Genomic DNA, 19,139 nt, shown 5'->3' on the forward strand with positions numbered 1-19,139 from the left:
TGACTCTCTTAACGAAAAACGATACCGCCATCAATTAACGGAGCCTGACCCGTCATGTAGTCAGAATCGGGGCCAGCCAGATAAGATACAAAACTTGCTACATCCTCTGGTGTTTGCGCGCGGCCAAGAGCAATGCCATCAACATACTTTTTATATGTCTCGCCTACGGGCGCATCAGTAAGTTCAGCAAAGCGTTTGTCAATTTCAACCCACATATCGGTGCCAACGACTCCGGGGCAGTAGGCGTTTACCGTAATACCCTGGCTTGCATATTCCAGGGCTGCGGCTTGAGTTAACGCGCGCACGGCGAACTTAGTTGATGAGTAAACACCCAATAATGCAAAACCGTTATGACCCGCGATAGAGGAGGCATTGATAATTTTGCCTTTTTGTTTGCGCTCAATAAACTTCTTCGCTGCTGCCTGAATGCCCCAAAGAGTACCATCAACATTAATTTTCTGAATTTTATCTAATTCTTCTTGAGTGACATCCGCAATTGCCTGAACTTGGGCAATACCCGCGTTGTTCACCATGATGTCGAAACCACCAAGCGTTTTTTCAGCGTGATCAATGGCAGCGTAAACCTGCTCTCTGTCACTTACATCAGCCTTGAATGTTGTTGCTTTTCGGTTTAATGCTTCTACTTCTCGGGAGACTTCATTCATCTTGTCTTCGTTTAGGTCCACAATGGCAATGTCGGCACCATCTTTTGCCAATCGCAAAGCTATAGCGCGCCCAATGCCCTGACCAGCTCCAGTCACTAAAGCTACTTTATTTTGTATAGACATAACGTACTCCTATTTGAAGATTGCACTTCAATTAGAGTATATGCGCTGCGGTTAAGTTTCGCAAATGCAGATCAAAAAGTGAGGATTTTCATTAAGACATAACCAAGGACATCACTTCCGCAACTGCTTTGTCATCTAAGTCCATTTGATCAACCGTTTCGCCGAGTTGGAGCATGGCCTGGCTAAGTGCGGTATTATAGCTACTGATTTCCTTTTGCAGAGCGTCTATTCGAGCCTTGCGTTCTTCATCGCTCAGGGCACTATCGTTCATAACGTCCCGCAGTTCCTGCTGTTTCTCCTTAAGCTTTTCTCTGTACTCCGCTATCCGTTTTAGTAAGTCTTTTAGCCCTGAGGGAAGGCTACTTTCGTCAATTTTTTCCTTCTTAGAAAGCAGGGAACTTTCCCCTTTTTCAGAGGCAGAGGTAAGTTCTTTAACCAAAGGTGACAGGTCAACATAAAAACTGGCGCTGCTACTGGTTTTGTCGCTCGCAGGTTGGCTATTCGTTGTGGTGTTGAGCGGCTTAGTACTAACCGAAGGCACACTGGAAGAGGCGGTCTTCGTGTATAAAGAGATGGGCATGGCACTCTCTCCAGAAGGTTAAAGGCTATTTCCGTAGATTTGCCTTAGTATCGGCAACGTTTGCCAATACTTTAGTTCGTCTTTAGAAATAGCCTTTAGCTTACAACTCGCTGCTATATAATGCTTAGCGTTTGAGTTTATAGGCAATTACATAATCGCCAATAGTGGTGCCGATAGAGCCGTGACCACCGGCTACCTGAACCACCATTTGTTCACCCTGACTGTTCAGATAGGTCATTGGTGTGGCTTGTCCGCCAGCTGGCAAACGTGCACGCCAAAGTTCTTCACCGGTGGATAAGTCATAAGCGCGCAGATAGTTATCGACAGCGGCTGCCATAAAGACCACACCACCTTCGGTGATGATAGGGTCACCAATACCGGGGACGCCCATTTTAATTGGCAGCGGGAGCGGTGTCAGGTCACGAACAGTACCGTTTTTATGCTTATACACGGTTTCGCCCGTTTTCAGGTCAACACCGGCCACATAGCCCCAGGGGGGCTGCTGGCAGGGGACGCCGGCAGGAGAAAGCAAAGGTTTCATATCCACCGCATAAGGCGCGCCTTCGTTTGAGTTCAGACCTTGTTCTCCCTGGTTGGCCGGACCCATGTCGGAGCCGTCTTTTCTAACCAGCGTTTGTGTGAAGGCCAGGTATAAAGGCATACCGAACATAACCTGACGTTTTGGGTCTACTGCAATGCTGCCCCAGTTGAAGACCCCGAAGTTACCCGGATACACCAATGTACCTTGTTCTGATGGCGGTGTGTACTGGCCTTCATAGCGTAGAGACTTAAACTGAATACGGCACATCATCTGATCCAGCGGCGTCGCTCCCCACATGTCTTTTTCAGTCATGGTGGGTGGACGGAAGGTTAGCGCTGAAATTGGCTGTGTTGGCGAGGCATTATCTGGAGCCACCGTTCCCTGAGGTGCTGATTTTTCGGTAATAGGGAAGATAGGTTCGCCGGTTTCGCGGTTCAGCACATACACATCGCCTTGCTTAGTGGGTACCACAAGAGCTGGTTGTCTTCCGCTTACGGTGTCTAAGTCGAGCAATACCGGCTGGGCAGGGGTATCCATGTCCCACAGGTCATGATGAACAAATTGTTGTACCCACTCTACCTGTCCGGTTTCAAGGCTTAGCGCAACCACAGAGCTGGAATATTTCTCTTCATTTTCAGAGCGGTACCAACCCAGCTGATCGGGTGTGCGGTTCCCCATAGGAAAGTAAATAAGACCCAGCTCTTCATCAGCACTGGCTACCGACCAGCTGTTAGGGGAACTGGTAGTGTAAACTTCATCTTCGGCAATAGGAGCGGTTTCATCCGGGTTACCGGAATCCCAGTTCCATACCAGCTCGCCAGTTTTTACGTCATAGGCACGAATAACGCCGGAAGGTGAGTTTTTATCGTAGTTGTCGTTTACGGAGCCTGCAACCACCACTACGCCATTGGCTACAACTGGCGGCGACGTAGAGTAATAATAACCGGCTTGTTTGAAGGGCATATTGTGGGTTAAATCCAGTTCACCGTTATCGGCAAAGTTTGCACAACGTGCGCCGCTGGTTGGGTCAATCGCAATTAAGCGGGCATCAGAAGTTGGCAAAAAGAGTTCGGCGTCACACTGAACTGGTGCCAGAGTTTCGGCTGCTATATCCAGCTTTTCAGCAGACGGTGCTTCACCGGAGCTGGGTGGCAAATAGGACACGCCGCGACAGGTCTGATGCTGGCGCTGGCTTTCCGGTGGTACTTTGGCGTCAAATACCCAGCGTTTAGAGCCGTTGTCGGCATCCAGTGCCACTAACCAATTGTGCGGTGTACACAAATAGAGTGTATCGCCAATTTTCAATGGCGTTGCTTCATAGGTGGTTTCACCGACGTCTTTAGGCCCTTTCATGTCGCCGGTGCGGTAACGCCAGGCTTCTTCCAACTGCCCCACATTTTCGGTGGTGATTTTATCCAGTGGCGAATAACGCTGACCCATATTCGTCCGGCCATAAGCGTACCAACTGCCTTCCGGAGAGTTGCCCAGTTTAGGTGACTCGCTGTCTACTTGAGTATCCAATTTGCCGGATAAGTCATGCGGGTTCGCGAAAAGGCTGCCCAGTGTCATTAACGCGAGAACGGCCCAAACGGGGAGCAATACTTTGCGCCTGCCATTGTCTGCCACTTTGGAAAGTAGCAAAGGTATGGCAAGCACCAAAAATAAACCTATGCGGGGTGCTAATGCCCACCAGTCATACCCAGATTCCCATAATGACCACAGCATGGTGAGGATCAGGAATACAGCGAACAAAGTGCGGGTTAACGGATGCCGTTTGTAACCAAGCCAGGCATTAAATAGTAAAATCACGCCTGCTAGAGCGTAATAGAAGCTGCCACCCAATGTAAGCAGGTAAATACCGCCTACTGTTAAGGCGAGGCCAAGAAGTGCAATTAGAATAGCGAATAAAATCATAGCAATGATTCCATATGTTGAAATGCATACAGATGTGAGCGATATTCTAGCAGATGGAATACCAAGTCACCGCTGAATTTGAAGGAACAGTATGAACATTACAAGGAAGAACTTAAGCGAGGCGGCAGATAAAAACATTATCTCTACTTCGCAAGCCGACGCTCTTTTTGAGTTTTTTAAAGAGCAACATCAGGACAAGCCTCAGTTTACGTTCAATCATGTGCTGTATTATCTGGGCGGGCTGATTGCTATTGGCGCAATGACGCTGTTTATGAACCTGGGGTGGGAATCTTTCGGTGGCGCCGGCATTGTTCTGATATCCGTTCTTTATGCCGCTATTGGCTTAAAGCTTACTCATGTTTTCTCCGCTAAAAGCTTGTCTATTCCCGCAGGAATCTGTGCCACCTTTGTGGTCTGCTTAACGCCGTTGGCTATTTATGGCCTCCAGCAATGGTTGGGAGTGTGGCCCGACGAAACTGTCTATCGTGAGTATCACCGGTACATAAAGTGGCACTGGATATACATGGAACTGGCTACCCTGGCTGTGGGTGTCATTATGGCGTGGAGATACAAATATCCGTTCTTAGTTATGCCTATAGCTGTGACGCTTTGGTATATGACTATGGATATTACCGTCATGATTGCTGGCGGTGACATCAGTTGGGAACTAAGAAAACTCGTATCGCTGTACACCGGGTTATTAATGATAGGTCTTGCATTCTGGGTGGACATTCGTTCGCGCGATACCGCTGACTACGCTTTCTGGATTTATCTCTTCGGTGCTTTGGCTTTTTGGGGCGGTCTATCTTTTATGGAATCAGACAGTGAACTGTCAAAATTTGTCTATTTCTGCGTAAACCTTCTGATGATAGGTGTTGGTGTATTACTGGTTCGTCGGGTATTTGTGGTGCTTGGAGCCCTTGGCGGTTGTTTTTATCTTGGCTATTTAGCTCAGGATGTTTTCCAGGACAGTTGGCTATTTCCAGCCGCTTTAACTGCTATTGGTCTGGGGATTATTTACTTAGGCATCCTCTGGCAAAAGCATGAGAAAGCTATTACCAAAAAGTCGCGTGAGTTGCTTCCTGAGGCGTTACGGGAGCTGTTGGAGGCAAGGTCTTAATGATTGGCAGTTGAAATAGCCATCGAGTGATTCACTATTAACAGTTTGCGGTAAAACAAAGAAGGTTAAGGGGGATACCAATGTCATCAAACGTCGTTAATTTTGCCGAAAAACTGAGTAAGTTTTCTGAACACTGGTCGCCGCGGGTGGTTGCCGAAATGAACGATTATCAAATTAAGGTCGTTAAAATTCAGGGTGAGTTTGTCTGGCACGATCATAAAGACACCGATGAAGTTTTTCTGGTACTCAAGGGACAAATGGGTATTGAGTTCAGAGATAGTGTGGTGCAGCTAGCGGAAGGCGAAATGTATGTGGTACCTAAAGGTGTAGAGCATAAACCCTTTGCTGAGAGTGAATGCCAGGTACTCCTGATTGAACCAAGTGGCGTTATCAATACAGGGGAGGCCGGTGGTGAGCTTAAGGCGAAGAACGATGTTTGGGTTTAGGCATTTTTTTTAATTATTTCACCGAACCACGATAAACAACCTGAATGATAGGTGAATGACGTCAACTTCCTTTTATTTAGGTATAGTATATTGTATAAATTATGTATATTTTAGTCTGTTCTGCAACAGAGAAAGTTAGTTGAGCCTAGGGAGAGGACATTGAAAAGAATTGCCATTGTTTTTATATCTGCATTATTTGTCATTTCTTGTTCATCAAATACTGAAGAAGACAAGATAGATACTCAGTTTTTAGATTTATCCAGCGCTGAACACAGCGAGCTCGTTGGTAACTATTGGACTGTAGCTAAGCGCGTTAATCCCCAATATCCAGCTTCAGCGGCCAGAGATGGAGTGTCCGGCTGTGTTGATCTAATCGTGGGCATAGGCTCTGACGGCCGTGCCGAGGGGTATAAAATTCGATCGTCTTATCCCAAAGGGGTTTTTGATGATTACGCAGCGGCAGCCCTTTCTCAATGGGAATGGAAAGCATCTGAGGAAAATATAGAACGCACTCCCGTAGTAACTTCGATTCAGCTCGATTTTACTACAGAGGTCGCGCCTGATGATTCCGAGTATATAGAAAATTGCCAACCGAAAAAGCAGGCTAAATAGTAAATTGAAGTTAGAAAAATACCGACTAATTAAGTTGGATTAATTACCAGTGAATAGACGCTAGACATGATTAGAGATGCTAATAAAGGTGACTCAGATGCTATTGCCGATATTTATAATTATTATATCGAAAATACATCGATTACATTTGAAGAAACACCGGTTTTAGGCTCCCAGATGCAGCAGAGAATTGAAGACGTTCAGGAGTGCAGCTTGCCCTGGCTCGTTGTGTTGGACAACGAGATTATCGTTGGTTATGCCTATGCGACAAAATGGAAAGATCGAAGCGCCTATCGGTTTTCAGTAGAAGTAACTGTTTATCTTGCAAACCAGATGCGAGGTCGAGGGCTTGGTAAAAAGCTCTATGAAGCCCTTTTTCTCAGACTCAAAGAACACGGAATTCATACGGTAATTGGCGGTATAGCACTTCCAAATCCGTCAAGTGTCGCGCTACATGAGAAAATGGGAATGAAAAAAGTGGCTCATTTTGAAAAAGTTGGTTTTAAGTTTAATGAATGGCGGGATGTAGGGTACTGGCAGCTTATAAAACCTATCATCACGGTTTAACTGACATTATGTATACGATGAAGCGGAGAGAAAAAGACGAGTTTGTGAACTATACACTTGGAGTAAGTGGTCTTGCCACTTTTGCTGCCTTCTTTAAATCAGTTATGAAGTCAAAACTCTTATTAACTATGGTACTGATTGGCTTTGCCGCAGCTTTTGGCTTTCTGTATTATTTTTTAAACCTAAAATAATTGTATAAAGTTACTATGAACTTAGCCCTCTTTGACTTTGACGGCACAATAACTAACCAAGACACTTACACAAAGTTCCTGCTTTACGCAACCCCTAAGCACCGCGTTATAGCTGCTCTGATTTTAGCCTCACCAATTATTATTCTGCATAAATTGGGGCTTTTAAAAGCCTCACGAACGAGGCCTGCGTTATCCAGAATTGTATTCTGGAACCGCCGGGCACCTGAAGTTTTAGAATCGGCAAAAGAGTTTGCTGAACACTATTTGCCCAGTGTTACAAGGGAAGAAGCGCTTGCAAAAATTGAATGGCATAAACAGCGCGGCGACGAAATTTATGTGGTGTCAGCATCGTTAAATTCATATTTATCGATTTGGTGTAATGCCCAGGGTATTAAGTTCATATGCAGTGAACTGGAGCTTAAAAACAATAAATTGACAGGCCGTTATGTCTCCGGCGACTGCAGTCTGGATAATAAAGTGAAAGGGATTAAACGTACCCTCGATTTGTCCGCGTTTGAAACCATATTTGCCTATGGTGATACCGAAGAAGACATGCCCATGTTGGCATTAGCGGATGAAAAGTATTTTAGGTGGCAGCGTATGTCTGAATTAGCAGAGCCTTCCGATGCTTTGTAAAATAAAAATATTATTTGTTAACGGGTAACCTCAAATGGATCCACAAATTCTGGCTTCACAACTACGTCATCCTAGTGGAGAGCACGCCTCTGAAGTCGCTTTAAACATGAACAGTGCAAACGGTCAGTTGAACGTAAAGTGCATAGATCTTTTAAACCTACAAAATTCGGAGTCACTGCTGGAAATTGGTCCCGGCAATGGAGTTTTTGCTGCTGACATAATCAAACGGGCTGATAACCTCTCCTATACTGGCGTTGATTGGTCAGCAGATATGGTTGCCGAAGCGAAACGCATGAACGAAGATATAGTGACTTCGGGGCAGGCAACATTTCAGCAGGGCAATTCCTCTCAACTCAATTTTGATAACAATGTATTCGATAAAGTTCTGACCGTTCATACTCTCTATTTTTGGGACAAACCACTTGAGCACTTAGTGGAAATTCGACGTGTTCTTAAACCTCAGGGGCTATTCTGTCTCGCTTTTGGCGATAGTTCATTTATGAAAGATTTGCCCTTCGTGCCTTATGGCTTTGAGCTCTACGATAGGGAACTCGCCTGTAACTTGTTGCAAGACGCGGGGTTCAGATTACTCAATGCGGAATATTATGCAGAGCAGGGCGTGAGTAATACAGGTGAAGTCGTTGATAAAATAATAAATATTATTATCTGCAAAGCTTAATTAGAAAGCTGGAAAACTTTTTACCGACTCAGTTACAGGGACAAAACTTGACCAATTTTAAATACATTCTGGTTCTTGCTTTATTGGTAAGTGCTTTCACGTATGCGGACGATACTGCGATCGCAGAGGACAAAGAAAAGTACTGTGATTTTAACTTATATTTACCAGCAAAGAGTGAGGGAGCCCCGGATACCTTACTGTTAGAGCGTTCTGACCTTAGTTCGTTAAATACAACTACCGACAATAATACGGTTCAATGGACAATAGAAGTGGCCGACCATGCGCTGAGTAAATGGAAAGCCGCGAGTAAAGAGCATATTGGTTTACCCATGCGAATTTATTGTGGTGATGAATTGATATCAAACCCCGTTGTCAGGGCACCACTTGGAAAGAAGTTTAGAGTGACCGGAATGGACGAGGGCGCTCGTCGCATACGTTAGTTCCTCCAGGCCGTTATGCAGAAACTTAGGGTTAAGTTTCTGTAAAGGTGTCCACAACTGTATTGGAGCTGGGTATTAAGTTGGGTAAACTCAGTTTACAAAATGACAACACGGTACCAATGGAAGGTGCATAGTAAGTTTTCTTCCGTTAGCTGTATTGTGAAGAGCCGCGCTATTACTAATAAGGGAATGTCTTATGTCGATGCACGAGTTTGAAGACCTGGTTGAGTCGTCGGTTAACTGTCTGGCTCAGTCGAAAACAAAGACGAGCCAGGAACTGCGCTCGCTATTCTGCAACCTCTATCAATTTCAGGAATGTTGGGATACTGGTTTTACTCATCTTCGTGTTATTGACACTTTGTTGAAACACAACTTTGTTTACCAATTTAAACTCACTCAACACCCTGACTACGCCGCGCATAAAGCCTTTTTCGATAGCGCACGCGAGTTTACTTTTGTTGGACTTCACCCTGAAGAAAAGTGGAACGGCGAGACAAACCCCACCGTCGGCTACATTGAACCACCTTACCTATATTGCGATGCCGGCTCACCGCTCTGGCAGAAATTCGTCGAAGCAGGCTTGCTTACGGGCGACGATGCATTGCCGCCGGTGGAAATGGCTATTCAGGATACGGCAAAAGAAGTCATTGTTGAGGCAAAAGAGCAGAGTAACCCTGAATTAGTCAGCCTGTGGTATTCCGCATTAGGCTTATATTTATGGTCTTTTCACGAGGAAGCGCAGCTGGAAGAGGCTAAGTCGGATACATCCATTAAGGCAATTAGAGATATTGTTCAGGAAACCGGGGCGCTTGATCTTGACCCGGGTCATGGCTTTTTACAGCAACCGCCGCCGGAAGCTTTAGAAGAATATCCGTACTTGTTCTGGTGGTTTCAACCCGGCAAATAGCAGTAACTTAAATTGATTATGTCACTAAAGTAGGTAGGGAAGCAGTGAATATATACAAAGTTTTGGGTGTTGCCTTTGTCAGCGCAATGCTGAGTGCTGGTTGTGCAGACAGCAAGGAAGCTAAGCAGGAGGGTCGAACTGTGTATGAGCAAATTCAGCAACGCGATGAACTTCACGACGCCCGTTTTGAAATATTAAAAGGGCTTGAGGACGAAGAGCTCGGACGTGCACTGTACGGTCAGGAAATGTCTAACTTCCAATGGATGATGGACGTTTTTGTCTTTTATGCTGGGATAGAAAAAGTTGAATACACTCAGACGGAGTTTTTCCATTTAAACCAATACAGTGACAGAGACACAATGATCGAAGCGTACTTGCAAAGTATGGTAGCGGTAAACAGTTGGAAACACCTCTCTTGCATGCAATATTCAAACGAACAGGGTTTTACTCTGAAGCCTGGCTTTGAGTTTCCGTTTCGTTACAGTCTGACATACACCAATATGATTTTCGACAACGGTGATACCCTGGGCTTCCCTGAATATGCGAGCTTTCCTGATATGGCAAATAATAAGCAGGCATTGGGCGATATTGTCGATACACGTGAAGAATTCTGTTTCACCGAGGCACGCGATGAGAAGTCCCCTAGACCCGTTGCTGTAAAGGGAGAGTTTTATGCAGAGTTGCCAGAACAGATAATTACATTTGAACTCAGCGCTGAAGATGTTGGAGAAACTCTGGAGCGGGACGGCTTTTTAATTAACGTGCTGGAGTTTGGGGAAGACTATTACGTAGTTGAAATTAGTACTGAAGACGGCACTGCCCCCGCTAAATTGTTTGGGAATGAAGATGTTCTTGCTGAGGCCGTTACAGCCAATGGGGATTATCTTGCCTGGCGGTCAACTCGACGTCGGCCTATGTCTGAAGTTTATCAGGAAAACGACCTGCTGGAAGAGGTGATAGAAAAGGCTAAACAGGGAAATATCGATTTAGAAGCTGTAAAAAAAGAATTTGATGCCTGGCAAAAAGACAGTAAAGAGGCGCGCGCTGGTAAAATATACTTAGGCAGAGCCTTTAACGGACAAGTAGAAAAAGGGTTGTTAACGCTATTAGTGTACGGTGAAGAAAGCAAAAAAGTGGAACGTGAGTTAGAGCTTCCTGTGCTTGATATGCCATATTCCCGGACTTATGAGATTAGCTCGGGTGATATACCAGAGATTGAGCTAACGGCTCCTGTTTACAATGATCGTCTGCCTGTTACAGCATCCCGTACCGAATTAAATGCACAAGAAATTTCAGACTTAATGACACTACTACATTTCCGGGGATATGAGTTCGACGACCCGAAAAGACAGGATGTTGAAACTCCTGGAGTTATAAGGTGGTTTTACTCCAATGTACAAAGCGATGTGTTTATTGAAAGTGGCAACCGGGTCGCGGCATCTGCAATGGCCGGTCATAAGTTCTTTGATGAAAATAATGAGCCAGTGCAGGATGCCGCTGAAGTTGAGTTAAAGAAAAGTGGGAGCCTCGAAAACACGGACTTAGAGAGTATTGAATTTGCTTATGACTTTAAAGCGCACAGTATTGATTATTATCCAAAAAGGTTCACAACTAAACCTGCTCGCTTTAAAGCTGCGCTTCCGGTGCTTATCGCACCTAATCTGACGAAAGAAAGCTATGCTAAAGACGAATTGCCGCAAGGCGTAAGTCTAAAAGGTAACCGACTCATTATTGACTACGCGGAGTTTGAGCCGCGCGAAACGATAAAAAGAAAAGCGTACGAACAAGAACGTCGTCGGAATGAGGTTTTTGTTAAGGATAACAAGGGATACCTCAAGGAAATAACGAGGCAGTCTTTTGTGTATGCTCATGGTCGGAACAAGCCACCGGTAGATGTTTACTATTTTTATGGCGAGCCCGAAACCTTTGAAATTTGGTATATGGGGGAGGCTAAATTTATCGACTATGACGTAGATATTGACTTGAATTCTACTGGCACGCAGAACGCAAAGTAATTTATAGGCTTATAGCTTTATTGCTCTGCGCTAGCGTTCGCGGCTTAAGTTCGATAAAGTAGCGGGCATGAAAATCTCATGGTTACTCATTACAGTCATCCTGATACACAGCTTTTTTACCTGTGCGTCTGTGGTTGGCCATATGGAAGACGCAAGCCACAGCAGTGTGGATGTTGTTTTTGATGTAAACCATGGTTTGGAACATAGCCCGAATTCTTCATCTTTAGATCTTGAGCAGGGGCACGACCACCAGTTTCATGCGCACGTTAGTTGCATTACTGGTTATGGCATTAGTGTCTCTGCTTGTCCCGTTATTACCGAAGCTCAACCTACCGCTGTGATTTTTGATAAGGGTTTAGCTCATCAACCGCCGGTTCCCCCACCAAACGCTTAATCTCCATTTCTACCGTCATTTTTAAATAGCGAACAATTGGAGAAAAAACATGAAGCGTTTGAGCTTCGTGGTGGTCTTTCTGGGTGCCATATTGGTGTTTCCGGTTAGTGCTGCCGCGTCAGATTTAACTTTAAGTGATGCATTAAACCGCACACTGAAGAGTAACCCCGATTTACAAAAGTACGATTACCAACAGCAGGCCGCCGAGGCACTGACTCTGCAGGCTGAGTTTTCACCTAACCCGAGAGTTGGACTGGAAGTTGAAAACTTTGCTGGCTCTGGTGAAAGCTCCGGTTTGGATAATGCGCAAATGACGTTATCGTTCTCTCAGGTCATTGAGTTAGGAGAGAAACGCCAGCAGCGCATTAATGCGGCAACAGCCGAAGAAAAAGTGCAACGGGCCGAGTTTGAATACCAGCGCATTGAGGTGCTGGCACAAACAACACAACGCTTTTACCAGGTACTCAAGCTGCAGGAGTTTATTAGCCTTAGCAAGCAGCAACTCCATCGTACGGAGAGTCTGTTAGAAACAGCACAGGAGCGGGCAAATGCCGGCGCGGTTCCAAACTCTGAGGTAACCCGTATCCAACTTCAGCGAGAGAGCCAACGGGCTGATATAGAAGAACTGAAAGGCCAGTTGGCTAAAGCGCAGGCAAAGCTCAGTGCAATGTGGGCTGAGCAGCCAAACTTTAACCAAGTTTCGGGGACTTTTTATTTCCCTTTAAAGTTGCCGAAGCAATCCGACGTTCTAAATGCAGTGAATAAGGCACCTGAATATTTACGCCTGTTAGATTCCGAACACTTATTGCAGGCTCAGGCAAAGGCGTTGGAAGCAGACTCTACCTCTGACTTAAGTCTCGGATTTGGCTTGCGTTACAACAATCAGTCGGATGATACCGGTTTTGTGGTTGAAGCTTCGATGCCATTGCAACTGCAAGATCCTAATATTGGGCGTATTCAGCAGCGTCGGGTTTTGCATCAATCGAACCTGCAGCAGCAGAAACTTGTGCGAACTCAGTTGCGCTCGCTGGCACTGGCGCTAATAAACAGCCTGCAAACCCATCAAAACTACCGACAAAAAGTGAAAGACACGCTATTGCCATTGGCACAGCAACTGGTCGAACAAACGAACCAGGGCTATGTGCGCGGTACGCATTCGCTATTGCAGGTGCTGGATGCGCAAAATGAGCTAGCTCAGCTCGAGTATCAAAGAATTTCGCGGGAGCACGCCATATACAGCGATGTCATTCAGCTGGAACGTATGACCGGACAAGCATTTTTAGGAGAACAGCAGTGAAACTATCAACTTACTTTTTAGCAGCTGCTTTGTTGGCTGTCTGTAGTTACACCCAACAAACCCGCGCGTCGGAAGATGACCACCATGAAAAGTCGCATACCGAACTGAGTGATAAAGCCATTGAAAACGCCGACCTGAGCATGGGGCAAGTTAGCTCTCAACGCATGGCTGTGACTCAAACCGTATTCGGTGTAATTGCCCCGGAGAATAACAATATTGCGCATATTAGCGCCCGCTATAAAGGCATTGTGAGTTCGCTTAATGCCAATATCGGCGACTCAGTTGAAAAGGGCGAGGTACTTGCCGTAGTCGAAAACGTCAGTACAGGTACCAAGTTTAATGTAGTCAGTCCCATTAGTGGCCAGGTTTCTGAACGTTCTACCAATGTTGGTGAATTGGTTGATCAGCAACCTTTATTTCAAGTAATTAATACCGCTTCAGTTTGGGTAGAGTTGTCAGCTTTTCCCGAAAACGTGGAAGCAATGCAGGAAGGTCAGACTGCCGAGGTATATGACTTACACCACCATAAAACGGTAAGCGGTACAGTATCTTACATTGCACCTCAGATGACCGGCGGTCACATAGCTCGGGCACGCGTCGTGTTGCCCAATAAGTCAGGACATTGGCGGCCGGGTATGCATGTTAAAGCGGATGTCACAACTGACACCTTTACTGCCAATGTCGCGGTTGAGTCCGATGCGATTCAGAACTTGAACGGAGAAACCGTGGTTTTTATCCGCGACGGCAATCGGTTTGAAGCCAGTGAAATTAAAACCGGTCGCAAATCGGGTGACTACGTGGAGGTTCTTTCGGGGCTTGAGCCAGGCGCAGAGTATGTCATTGGCAACAGTTATTTGATTAAAGCCGACATTCTCAAACAGGGTGCAGGGCACAGCCACTAAGGGGACTATCATGATTGATGCACTCATTCGCTTTGCGGTTGAACGCCGCTGGTTAGCGGTGGCCGCTACCTTTTTGATTGCGGCTGTTGGTGTATATAGCACCATGAAACTGCCAATTGATGCGGTGCCGGACATTACTAATGTGCAGGTACAGGTAAATACCGAAGCACCAGGTTACTCACCGCTGGAAACAGAACAACGTATCACTTACCCGGTAGAAACGGCTATGGCGGGTATTCCGAAGCTGGATTATACCCGCTCAATTTCTCGTTATGGCTTGTCTCAGGTAACCGTGGTATTTGAAGAAGGCACTGACATTTACTGGGCCCGGCAACAAATCAGCGAGCGGTTGCAGCAAGTTAGGGGTGAGCTGCCGCAAGGCGTTGAACCCGCAATGGGACCCATAGCCTCCGGTTTGGGAGAAATCTTTAACTACGTTGTCAGATCAAAGCCCGGGGCAACCGGCGCAGAGGGTAACCCTTACACTGCGGAAAGCCTGCGCACCATACAGGACTGGATCATTAAACCGCAGTTGGTAAAAGTACCTGGGGTTACCGAAATAAACAGTGTCGGTGGTTATGAGAAGCAGTACCAGGTGGCACCTGACCCGGGTCGTATGCTGGCTTACAAAGTGACCATGAAGGACTTACTCAGAGCTTTGGATTTGAACAACCGAAACGCTGGTGCCGGTTACATAGAAAAGAACGGGGAACAATGGCTGGTACGCTCGCCGGGCCAGTTAAAATCTCTGGAAGAAATTGGCAATGTGGTGGTATCCAAGCGGGACGATGCGCCGGTTCGGGTTCGCCATGTCGCAGAAGTCAAACTGGGTAAACAACTGCGTACCGGTGCGGCTACTTCGAATCAGGAGGAGGTGGTTCTGGGCACCGCCATGATGCTGATTGGCGAGAACAGTCGCATAGTGGCACAAGCCGTGTCAGAAAAACTGGAACAAGTTCAGCAAAGCTTGCCGGATGGCGTGGTCGCCGAGCCCATTTATAACCGTACTACCTTGGTGGATAAAACCATTGCCACGGTTGAGAAGAACCTTTTTGAAGGCGCGGTTCTGGTTGTTGTGGTTCTGTTTATTCTGCTCGGGAATATACGAGCGGCCTTGATCACCGCATGCGTTATCCCGCTTAGTATGCTGTTTGCTATTACCGGAATGGTCACGAATAAGGTGTCCGGCAACTTGATGAGCCTTGGCGCAATAGACTTCGGCATTATTGTCGATGGGGCCGTTATTGTAGTGGAAAATGCTCTGCGACGACTGGGTAATGCGCAACAGCGGTTAGGAAGGGTGTTAAGAACTCAGGAACGCCTGATTGAGGTAGCAAAAAGCACGCGTGAGGTATTTAACCCGGCAGTATTTGGCGTTCTCATTATTATGTTGGTGTATCTGCCTATATTTGCATTAAGCGGCGTGGAAGGAAAAATGTTCCATCCTATGGCTTTCACCGTAGTTGCAGCGCTGCTGGGTGCCTTGATTTTCTCGGTCACTTTTGTTCCTGCCTCTGTGGCTATCTTTGTCCGTGGCAATATTAAGCACGGCGAGAACAAAGTCATGCGCGGCGCTCGTAAAGCCTATCAACCGGTGTTACGAGGTGCGTTAAAACTTCCGGTGTTTGTTATTGCTATCGGTTTCGGTCTATTTGCGGTTTCTTTGTTTCAGGCAAGCCGTATGGGAACGGAGTTTTTGCCGCAACTGGACGAAGGCGATATTGCCATGCATGCGCTGCGAATTCCGGGCACAGGCTTACAGCAGTCGGTCGATATGCAAAAAGATGTAGAAGCCGTGGTTGCTGAATTTGCCGAAGTAAAGCGCGTCTTTTCTAAAATTGGTACACCGGACGTGGCAACGGATCCGATGCCACCGAGCGTGGCCGATACCTTCATTATGCTGAAGGAACGCAAAGACTGGCCCAATCCGGATAAAACGAAAGAGCAACTGGTCAGTGAAATTCGTATGGCGGTACAAGAGTTACCCGGTAACAAGTACGAATTTACCCAGCCGATAGAAATGCGGTTTAATGAGCTGATTGCGGGAGTGCGGGCCGATCTTGGTGTACGTATATACGGCGATGACCTTGAACAACTCAAACAACTGGGTGACTCAGCGGCGGCTATTATCAGAGAGGTTCCGGGGGCTTCCGGCGTGCGCGTTGAGCAAATGACCGGCTTACCTATCTTGTCTGTTGAGCCTAAGCGAGACCATTTGGCGTTGCTGGGGCTTACGGTTGCTGATGTACAAAGTACACTGAAGAGTGCTGTAGGCGGTATTCAGGCCGGGGTTATTTATGAAGGTGACAAACGTTTCAAATTATTGGTTCGGCTGGACAATGACTGGCGGCAGAACATTGAAAAATTGAAACAACTGCCGGTAGATGTACCTGCGGCAAATAACCCAGAGCTACAGTACGTGCCGTTAGGTGAAGTGGCTAAACTGACTTTAGCTAATGGGCCTAATCAAATTAACCGCGAAAGTGGTAAACGGAATGTCATTGTCAGTGCCAACGTTACTGACCGCGATTTGGGCTCATTCGTTAATGCGGTTCAGGAGAGTTTAAACATAAACCTGGATATTCCGACTGGTTATTGGATTGATTATGGCGGCACTTTTGAGCAGTTGCAGTCAGCGTCACAGCGCTTAAGCCTGGTGGTTCCGTTGACTCTGCTGCTTATTTTAGGTCTGCTGTATAGCGCCTTCGGTTCTTTAAGCAGCGCATTGATCATCTTTACCGGAGTGCCGCTTGCATTAACTGGCGGAATTTTCGCTTTGTCATTGCGAGGGATGCCTCTGTCTATTTCTGCGGCGGTCGGTTTTATTGCTTTGTCCGGCGTCGCGGTGTTAAACGGGGTTGTTATGCTGTCTTTTATCCGACAGTTGCTTCGGGATGGTTTACAGCTGAAAGACGCTGTATTTGAGGGTGCGCAACAACGTCTGCGACCGGTATTGATGACGGCTCTTGTCGCGAGCTTGGGCTTTGTTCCTATGGCATTTAATACTGGTACCGGAGCAGAGGTTCAACGGCCTCTGGCCACCGTTGTTATTGGCGGTATTATTTCGTCAACGCTTCTGACGCTGGTTGTTCTACCCGCGTTGTTTTATTTGGTAAATCGATTTAAACAGGCGAAAACGTAATTTTATTAATGCTTCCGAATAAGCGCGTTCACCTCGAACGCGCTTTTTTATTGATTTACCCTTAACAAGCAAGTTTAACTTTATTAACATGCTTGAAACATCAAGTTCCGATTATAAGCGACTATTAAGGAAACACCATGAACTCAGGCGCGAAGGCATTAGCTGCTAGCGAAACTAAATTCGACCGCAAAGCCTTTACCATTTTATTTTCCGTTCTAAGTTTACTTTTCGGTGTGGGGCTAGGGTTGGCAATAAGTATGGTTGAGTTTACCGGCAATTCTGAAGTGTACCCTAAACTTGCTTTTAGTCTGATACCCGCAGCTGTTATTTGGACATATGTTCTTTTTCATTATCTAAAACGGTTTGATGATTAAGCCTCGATCATTAAAAACGGATTGGAAAGGGACAATAATGGAAGATAAAAAAGAATACGCTAAGTACGCCGGGTTTCGAATTCGCTTTGCAGCGATGTTAATTGACGTTGTTATCTTGGTGATTTTGTTTTCAATACCCGTTGGATTTATCTACGGTCAGGAGTACTGGCAAGGTGAAAAGCTGATATACGGCTTCTGGGACGTACTGATTAACTACGTTATACCGGCCATACTGACTATCTTTTTCTGGATTAAGTTCTTAGGAACACCCGGTAAAATGATATTGAAATTACGGGTAGTGGATGAGCATACAGGGGGGACCCTGAGTATAGGGAAAGCCATCGGCCGTTATTTTGCTTATATTCTCTCTATCCTTCCGGTTTTTCTAGGCTTCTTCTGGATAGGTTTTAGCGACAAAAAGCAGGGCTGGCACGATATATTAGCTGGTACCGTAGTGATCCGCAGCGAATCTAAAGGGCCTTTTGAGTTTAGATCTGAATAAAAGAGAAACTGACAGAGGGCTACTTTTAATATGTCTTTTGAAGCAAAAAAGCAGGCCGCACTGGCTGAACTTGAAAACTCCAAAATCTGGCGGCCTAACTATGAGCCGCCGTTCTTATTGTTTATGTGGTGGTTAGGAAAAAAAACAAGACCACCGCATTATAATAGCTTTATGCGTAATGCTCTGAGTTTCGGTTCTCTTTTTGCTATTGGCTGGGGCTTAATTATGTGGTTTTTTGTCTGGAACTCAACCGCTCTTTCTTTCCCGGCGACTATTGCAGTTTCGTTATTAGCCGGGGTGTTATTTGGCCTTTTTATGGCTTGTTACTACCGCATCAGTGCGCGAAGAAATCACTTATCCCACTGGCTGGAACTCGCTGAACGTTAGCCGCAACACCCCGAAATGTCAGTTTTCTCACCCGCTTTTACTGCTCGTGCATCGCGAATAATGCGTATTGCAGAGCGCAGCACAATTAAAGCAATGACTGTGGCTATGACTAAGTCCGGCCAGGCCATATTAAGCTTAGCAACCAGCAGAGCTGAGAGAATTACCCCGCCGTTCATTATCATGTCGTTGCGCGAGCATATCCAGCTGGCACGAATGTTAATATCGCCATTGCGCGAGCTGTACAGCAAAGCGAAACAAGCGATATTAACGGCAAGAGCGAGCAGGGCAACCCAGAGCATCATGTTGGCGTTAGGCTGGCTGCCAAAAATTAAACGTTGTAACACATCTGCCAAAACCACAAGTGCCAGCACGGTTTGCAGTGTGCCGTTAAGAATGGCGGCGTTGGCTTTGTATTTTATGGCTTTACCAACAGCATACAAACTAACTGCATAAACCAGAGTATCCGCCAGCATATCTAATGAGTCGGCAATAAGCCCACTGGACTCTGCTAACCAACCCGCAATAAATTCAACGAAAAACATCACTCCGTTAAGAACCAGCACGGTCCATAATAATGTCCTTTGTGCTTTGTCGATGTGTTGTTGTGCGGTGGTGCCACAGCAGGATGACATAAAGTAACTCCGAATAGGTTTTAGCTGGCGCTATACTAGCAAAAGTGCTTGGTTGGAGACAGGTGGCGTGCTT

The 19,139-nt window shown here is 46.2% G+C and carries 20 protein-coding genes; 16 read left to right on the forward strand and 4 right to left on the reverse strand.

Annotation, left to right across the window (positions count from 1 at the left end):
* Positions 1-8 precede the first annotated feature (8 nt).
* The 3 genes from RJ32_RS06865 to RJ32_RS06875 all read right to left on the reverse strand — a co-directional run bounded on the left by RJ32_RS06865 (position 9) and on the right by RJ32_RS06875 (position 3,823).
* Positions 9-788 carry an acetoin reductase gene (locus RJ32_RS06865; RefSeq protein ID WP_011234043.1) on the reverse strand — a complete coding sequence of 260 codons (780 nt, stop codon included), beginning with the start codon at positions 786-788 and terminating at the stop codon, positions 9-11.
* A 91-nt stretch (positions 789-879) separates the two neighbouring features.
* Positions 880-1,368 (reverse strand): hypothetical protein, encoded by a 489-nt coding sequence (locus RJ32_RS06870; protein WP_034820550.1) that lies wholly within the window; start codon positions 1,366-1,368, stop codon positions 880-882.
* A 124-nt stretch (positions 1,369-1,492) separates the two neighbouring features.
* Entirely contained in the window at positions 1,493-3,823 is a 2,331-nt protein-coding gene (locus RJ32_RS06875; protein ID WP_034820552.1) for a glucose/quinate/shikimate family membrane-bound PQQ-dependent dehydrogenase, read from the reverse strand.
* A 91-nt stretch (positions 3,824-3,914) separates the two neighbouring features.
* Here RJ32_RS06875 and RJ32_RS06880 point away from each other — a divergent pair, with 91 nt between their 5' ends.
* The 16 genes from RJ32_RS06880 to RJ32_RS06955 all read left to right on the forward strand — a co-directional run bounded on the left by RJ32_RS06880 (position 3,915) and on the right by RJ32_RS06955 (position 18,434).
* Positions 3,915-4,943 (forward strand): hypothetical protein, encoded by a 1,029-nt coding sequence (locus tag RJ32_RS06880; RefSeq protein WP_034820554.1) that lies wholly within the window; start codon positions 3,915-3,917, stop codon positions 4,941-4,943.
* An 80-nt stretch (positions 4,944-5,023) separates the two neighbouring features.
* Complete coding sequence (locus tag RJ32_RS06885; protein ID WP_011234039.1) at positions 5,024-5,389, forward strand: cupin domain-containing protein; 366 nt, start codon at positions 5,024-5,026, stop codon at positions 5,387-5,389.
* 159 nt (positions 5,390-5,548) lie between these two features.
* The gene (locus RJ32_RS06890; protein ID WP_016341293.1) at positions 5,549-6,001 is read left to right on the forward strand and encodes an energy transducer TonB; all 453 of its coding nucleotides are present in this window, start codon (positions 5,549-5,551) and stop codon (positions 5,999-6,001) included.
* 66 nt (positions 6,002-6,067) lie between these two features.
* Positions 6,068-6,568, forward strand: coding sequence for an arsinothricin resistance N-acetyltransferase ArsN1 family B (locus RJ32_RS06895; RefSeq protein ID WP_011234038.1), 501 nt, complete (start codon positions 6,068-6,070; stop codon positions 6,566-6,568).
* A 206-nt stretch (positions 6,569-6,774) separates the two neighbouring features.
* Entirely contained in the window at positions 6,775-7,395 is a 621-nt protein-coding gene (locus RJ32_RS06900; protein ID WP_034820560.1) for an HAD-IB family hydrolase, read from the forward strand.
* 34 nt (positions 7,396-7,429) lie between these two features.
* A complete protein-coding gene (locus RJ32_RS06905; RefSeq protein ID WP_034820562.1) occupies positions 7,430-8,074 on the forward strand; it encodes a class I SAM-dependent methyltransferase in 645 nt (214 codons plus the stop codon).
* 47 nt (positions 8,075-8,121) lie between these two features.
* Positions 8,122-8,514 (forward strand): hypothetical protein, encoded by a 393-nt coding sequence (locus tag RJ32_RS06910; RefSeq protein ID WP_034820564.1) that lies wholly within the window; start codon positions 8,122-8,124, stop codon positions 8,512-8,514.
* A gap of 196 nt (positions 8,515-8,710) precedes the next feature.
* Positions 8,711-9,421, forward strand: a complete 711-nt coding sequence (locus RJ32_RS06915) for a hypothetical protein (protein WP_034820566.1) — start codon at positions 8,711-8,713, stop codon at positions 9,419-9,421.
* A gap of 44 nt (positions 9,422-9,465) precedes the next feature.
* Positions 9,466-11,436, forward strand: a complete 1,971-nt coding sequence (locus RJ32_RS06920; RefSeq protein WP_034820568.1) for a hypothetical protein — start codon at positions 9,466-9,468, stop codon at positions 11,434-11,436.
* 67 nt (positions 11,437-11,503) lie between these two features.
* A complete protein-coding gene (locus RJ32_RS06925) occupies positions 11,504-11,830 on the forward strand; it encodes a hypothetical protein (protein ID WP_235598926.1) in 327 nt (108 codons plus the stop codon).
* Between the two features lie 49 nt (positions 11,831-11,879).
* Positions 11,880-13,127, forward strand: coding sequence for a TolC family protein (locus RJ32_RS06930; RefSeq protein ID WP_011234031.1), 1,248 nt, complete (start codon positions 11,880-11,882; stop codon positions 13,125-13,127).
* Positions 13,124-14,029: an efflux RND transporter periplasmic adaptor subunit gene (locus tag RJ32_RS06935; protein ID WP_034820571.1), complete on the forward strand. Its 906-nt coding sequence runs from the start codon at positions 13,124-13,126 to the stop codon at positions 14,027-14,029. Before RJ32_RS06930 ends, RJ32_RS06935 begins: the two co-directional genes overlap by 4 nt.
* Before the next feature lie 10 nt (positions 14,030-14,039).
* Positions 14,040-17,171, forward strand: a complete 3,132-nt coding sequence (locus RJ32_RS06940) for an efflux RND transporter permease subunit (protein ID WP_034820575.1) — start codon at positions 14,040-14,042, stop codon at positions 17,169-17,171.
* A 137-nt stretch (positions 17,172-17,308) separates the two neighbouring features.
* Positions 17,309-17,545: a hypothetical protein gene (locus tag RJ32_RS06945; protein WP_034820578.1), complete on the forward strand. Its 237-nt coding sequence runs from the start codon at positions 17,309-17,311 to the stop codon at positions 17,543-17,545.
* Between the two features lie 37 nt (positions 17,546-17,582).
* Positions 17,583-18,047 (forward strand): RDD family protein, encoded by a 465-nt coding sequence (locus tag RJ32_RS06950; protein ID WP_034820580.1) that lies wholly within the window; start codon positions 17,583-17,585, stop codon positions 18,045-18,047.
* 30 nt (positions 18,048-18,077) lie between these two features.
* Positions 18,078-18,434 (forward strand): DUF6404 family protein, encoded by a 357-nt coding sequence (locus tag RJ32_RS06955; protein WP_034820581.1) that lies wholly within the window; start codon positions 18,078-18,080, stop codon positions 18,432-18,434.
* Here RJ32_RS06955 and RJ32_RS06960 read toward each other — a convergent pair.
* On the reverse strand, positions 18,431-19,066 hold the full coding sequence (locus RJ32_RS06960) for a cation transporter (RefSeq protein WP_034820582.1): 636 nt from the start codon (positions 19,064-19,066) through the stop codon (positions 18,431-18,433). The two genes, RJ32_RS06955 and RJ32_RS06960, sit on opposite strands and share 4 nt — an antisense overlap.
* Between the last annotated feature and the right edge of the window lie 73 nt (positions 19,067-19,139).

The organism is Idiomarina sp. 28-8 (genome assembly GCF_000320945.2).
In the GTDB taxonomy this organism is placed as follows: Bacteria; Pseudomonadota; Gammaproteobacteria; order Enterobacterales; family Alteromonadaceae; genus Idiomarina; species Idiomarina loihiensis.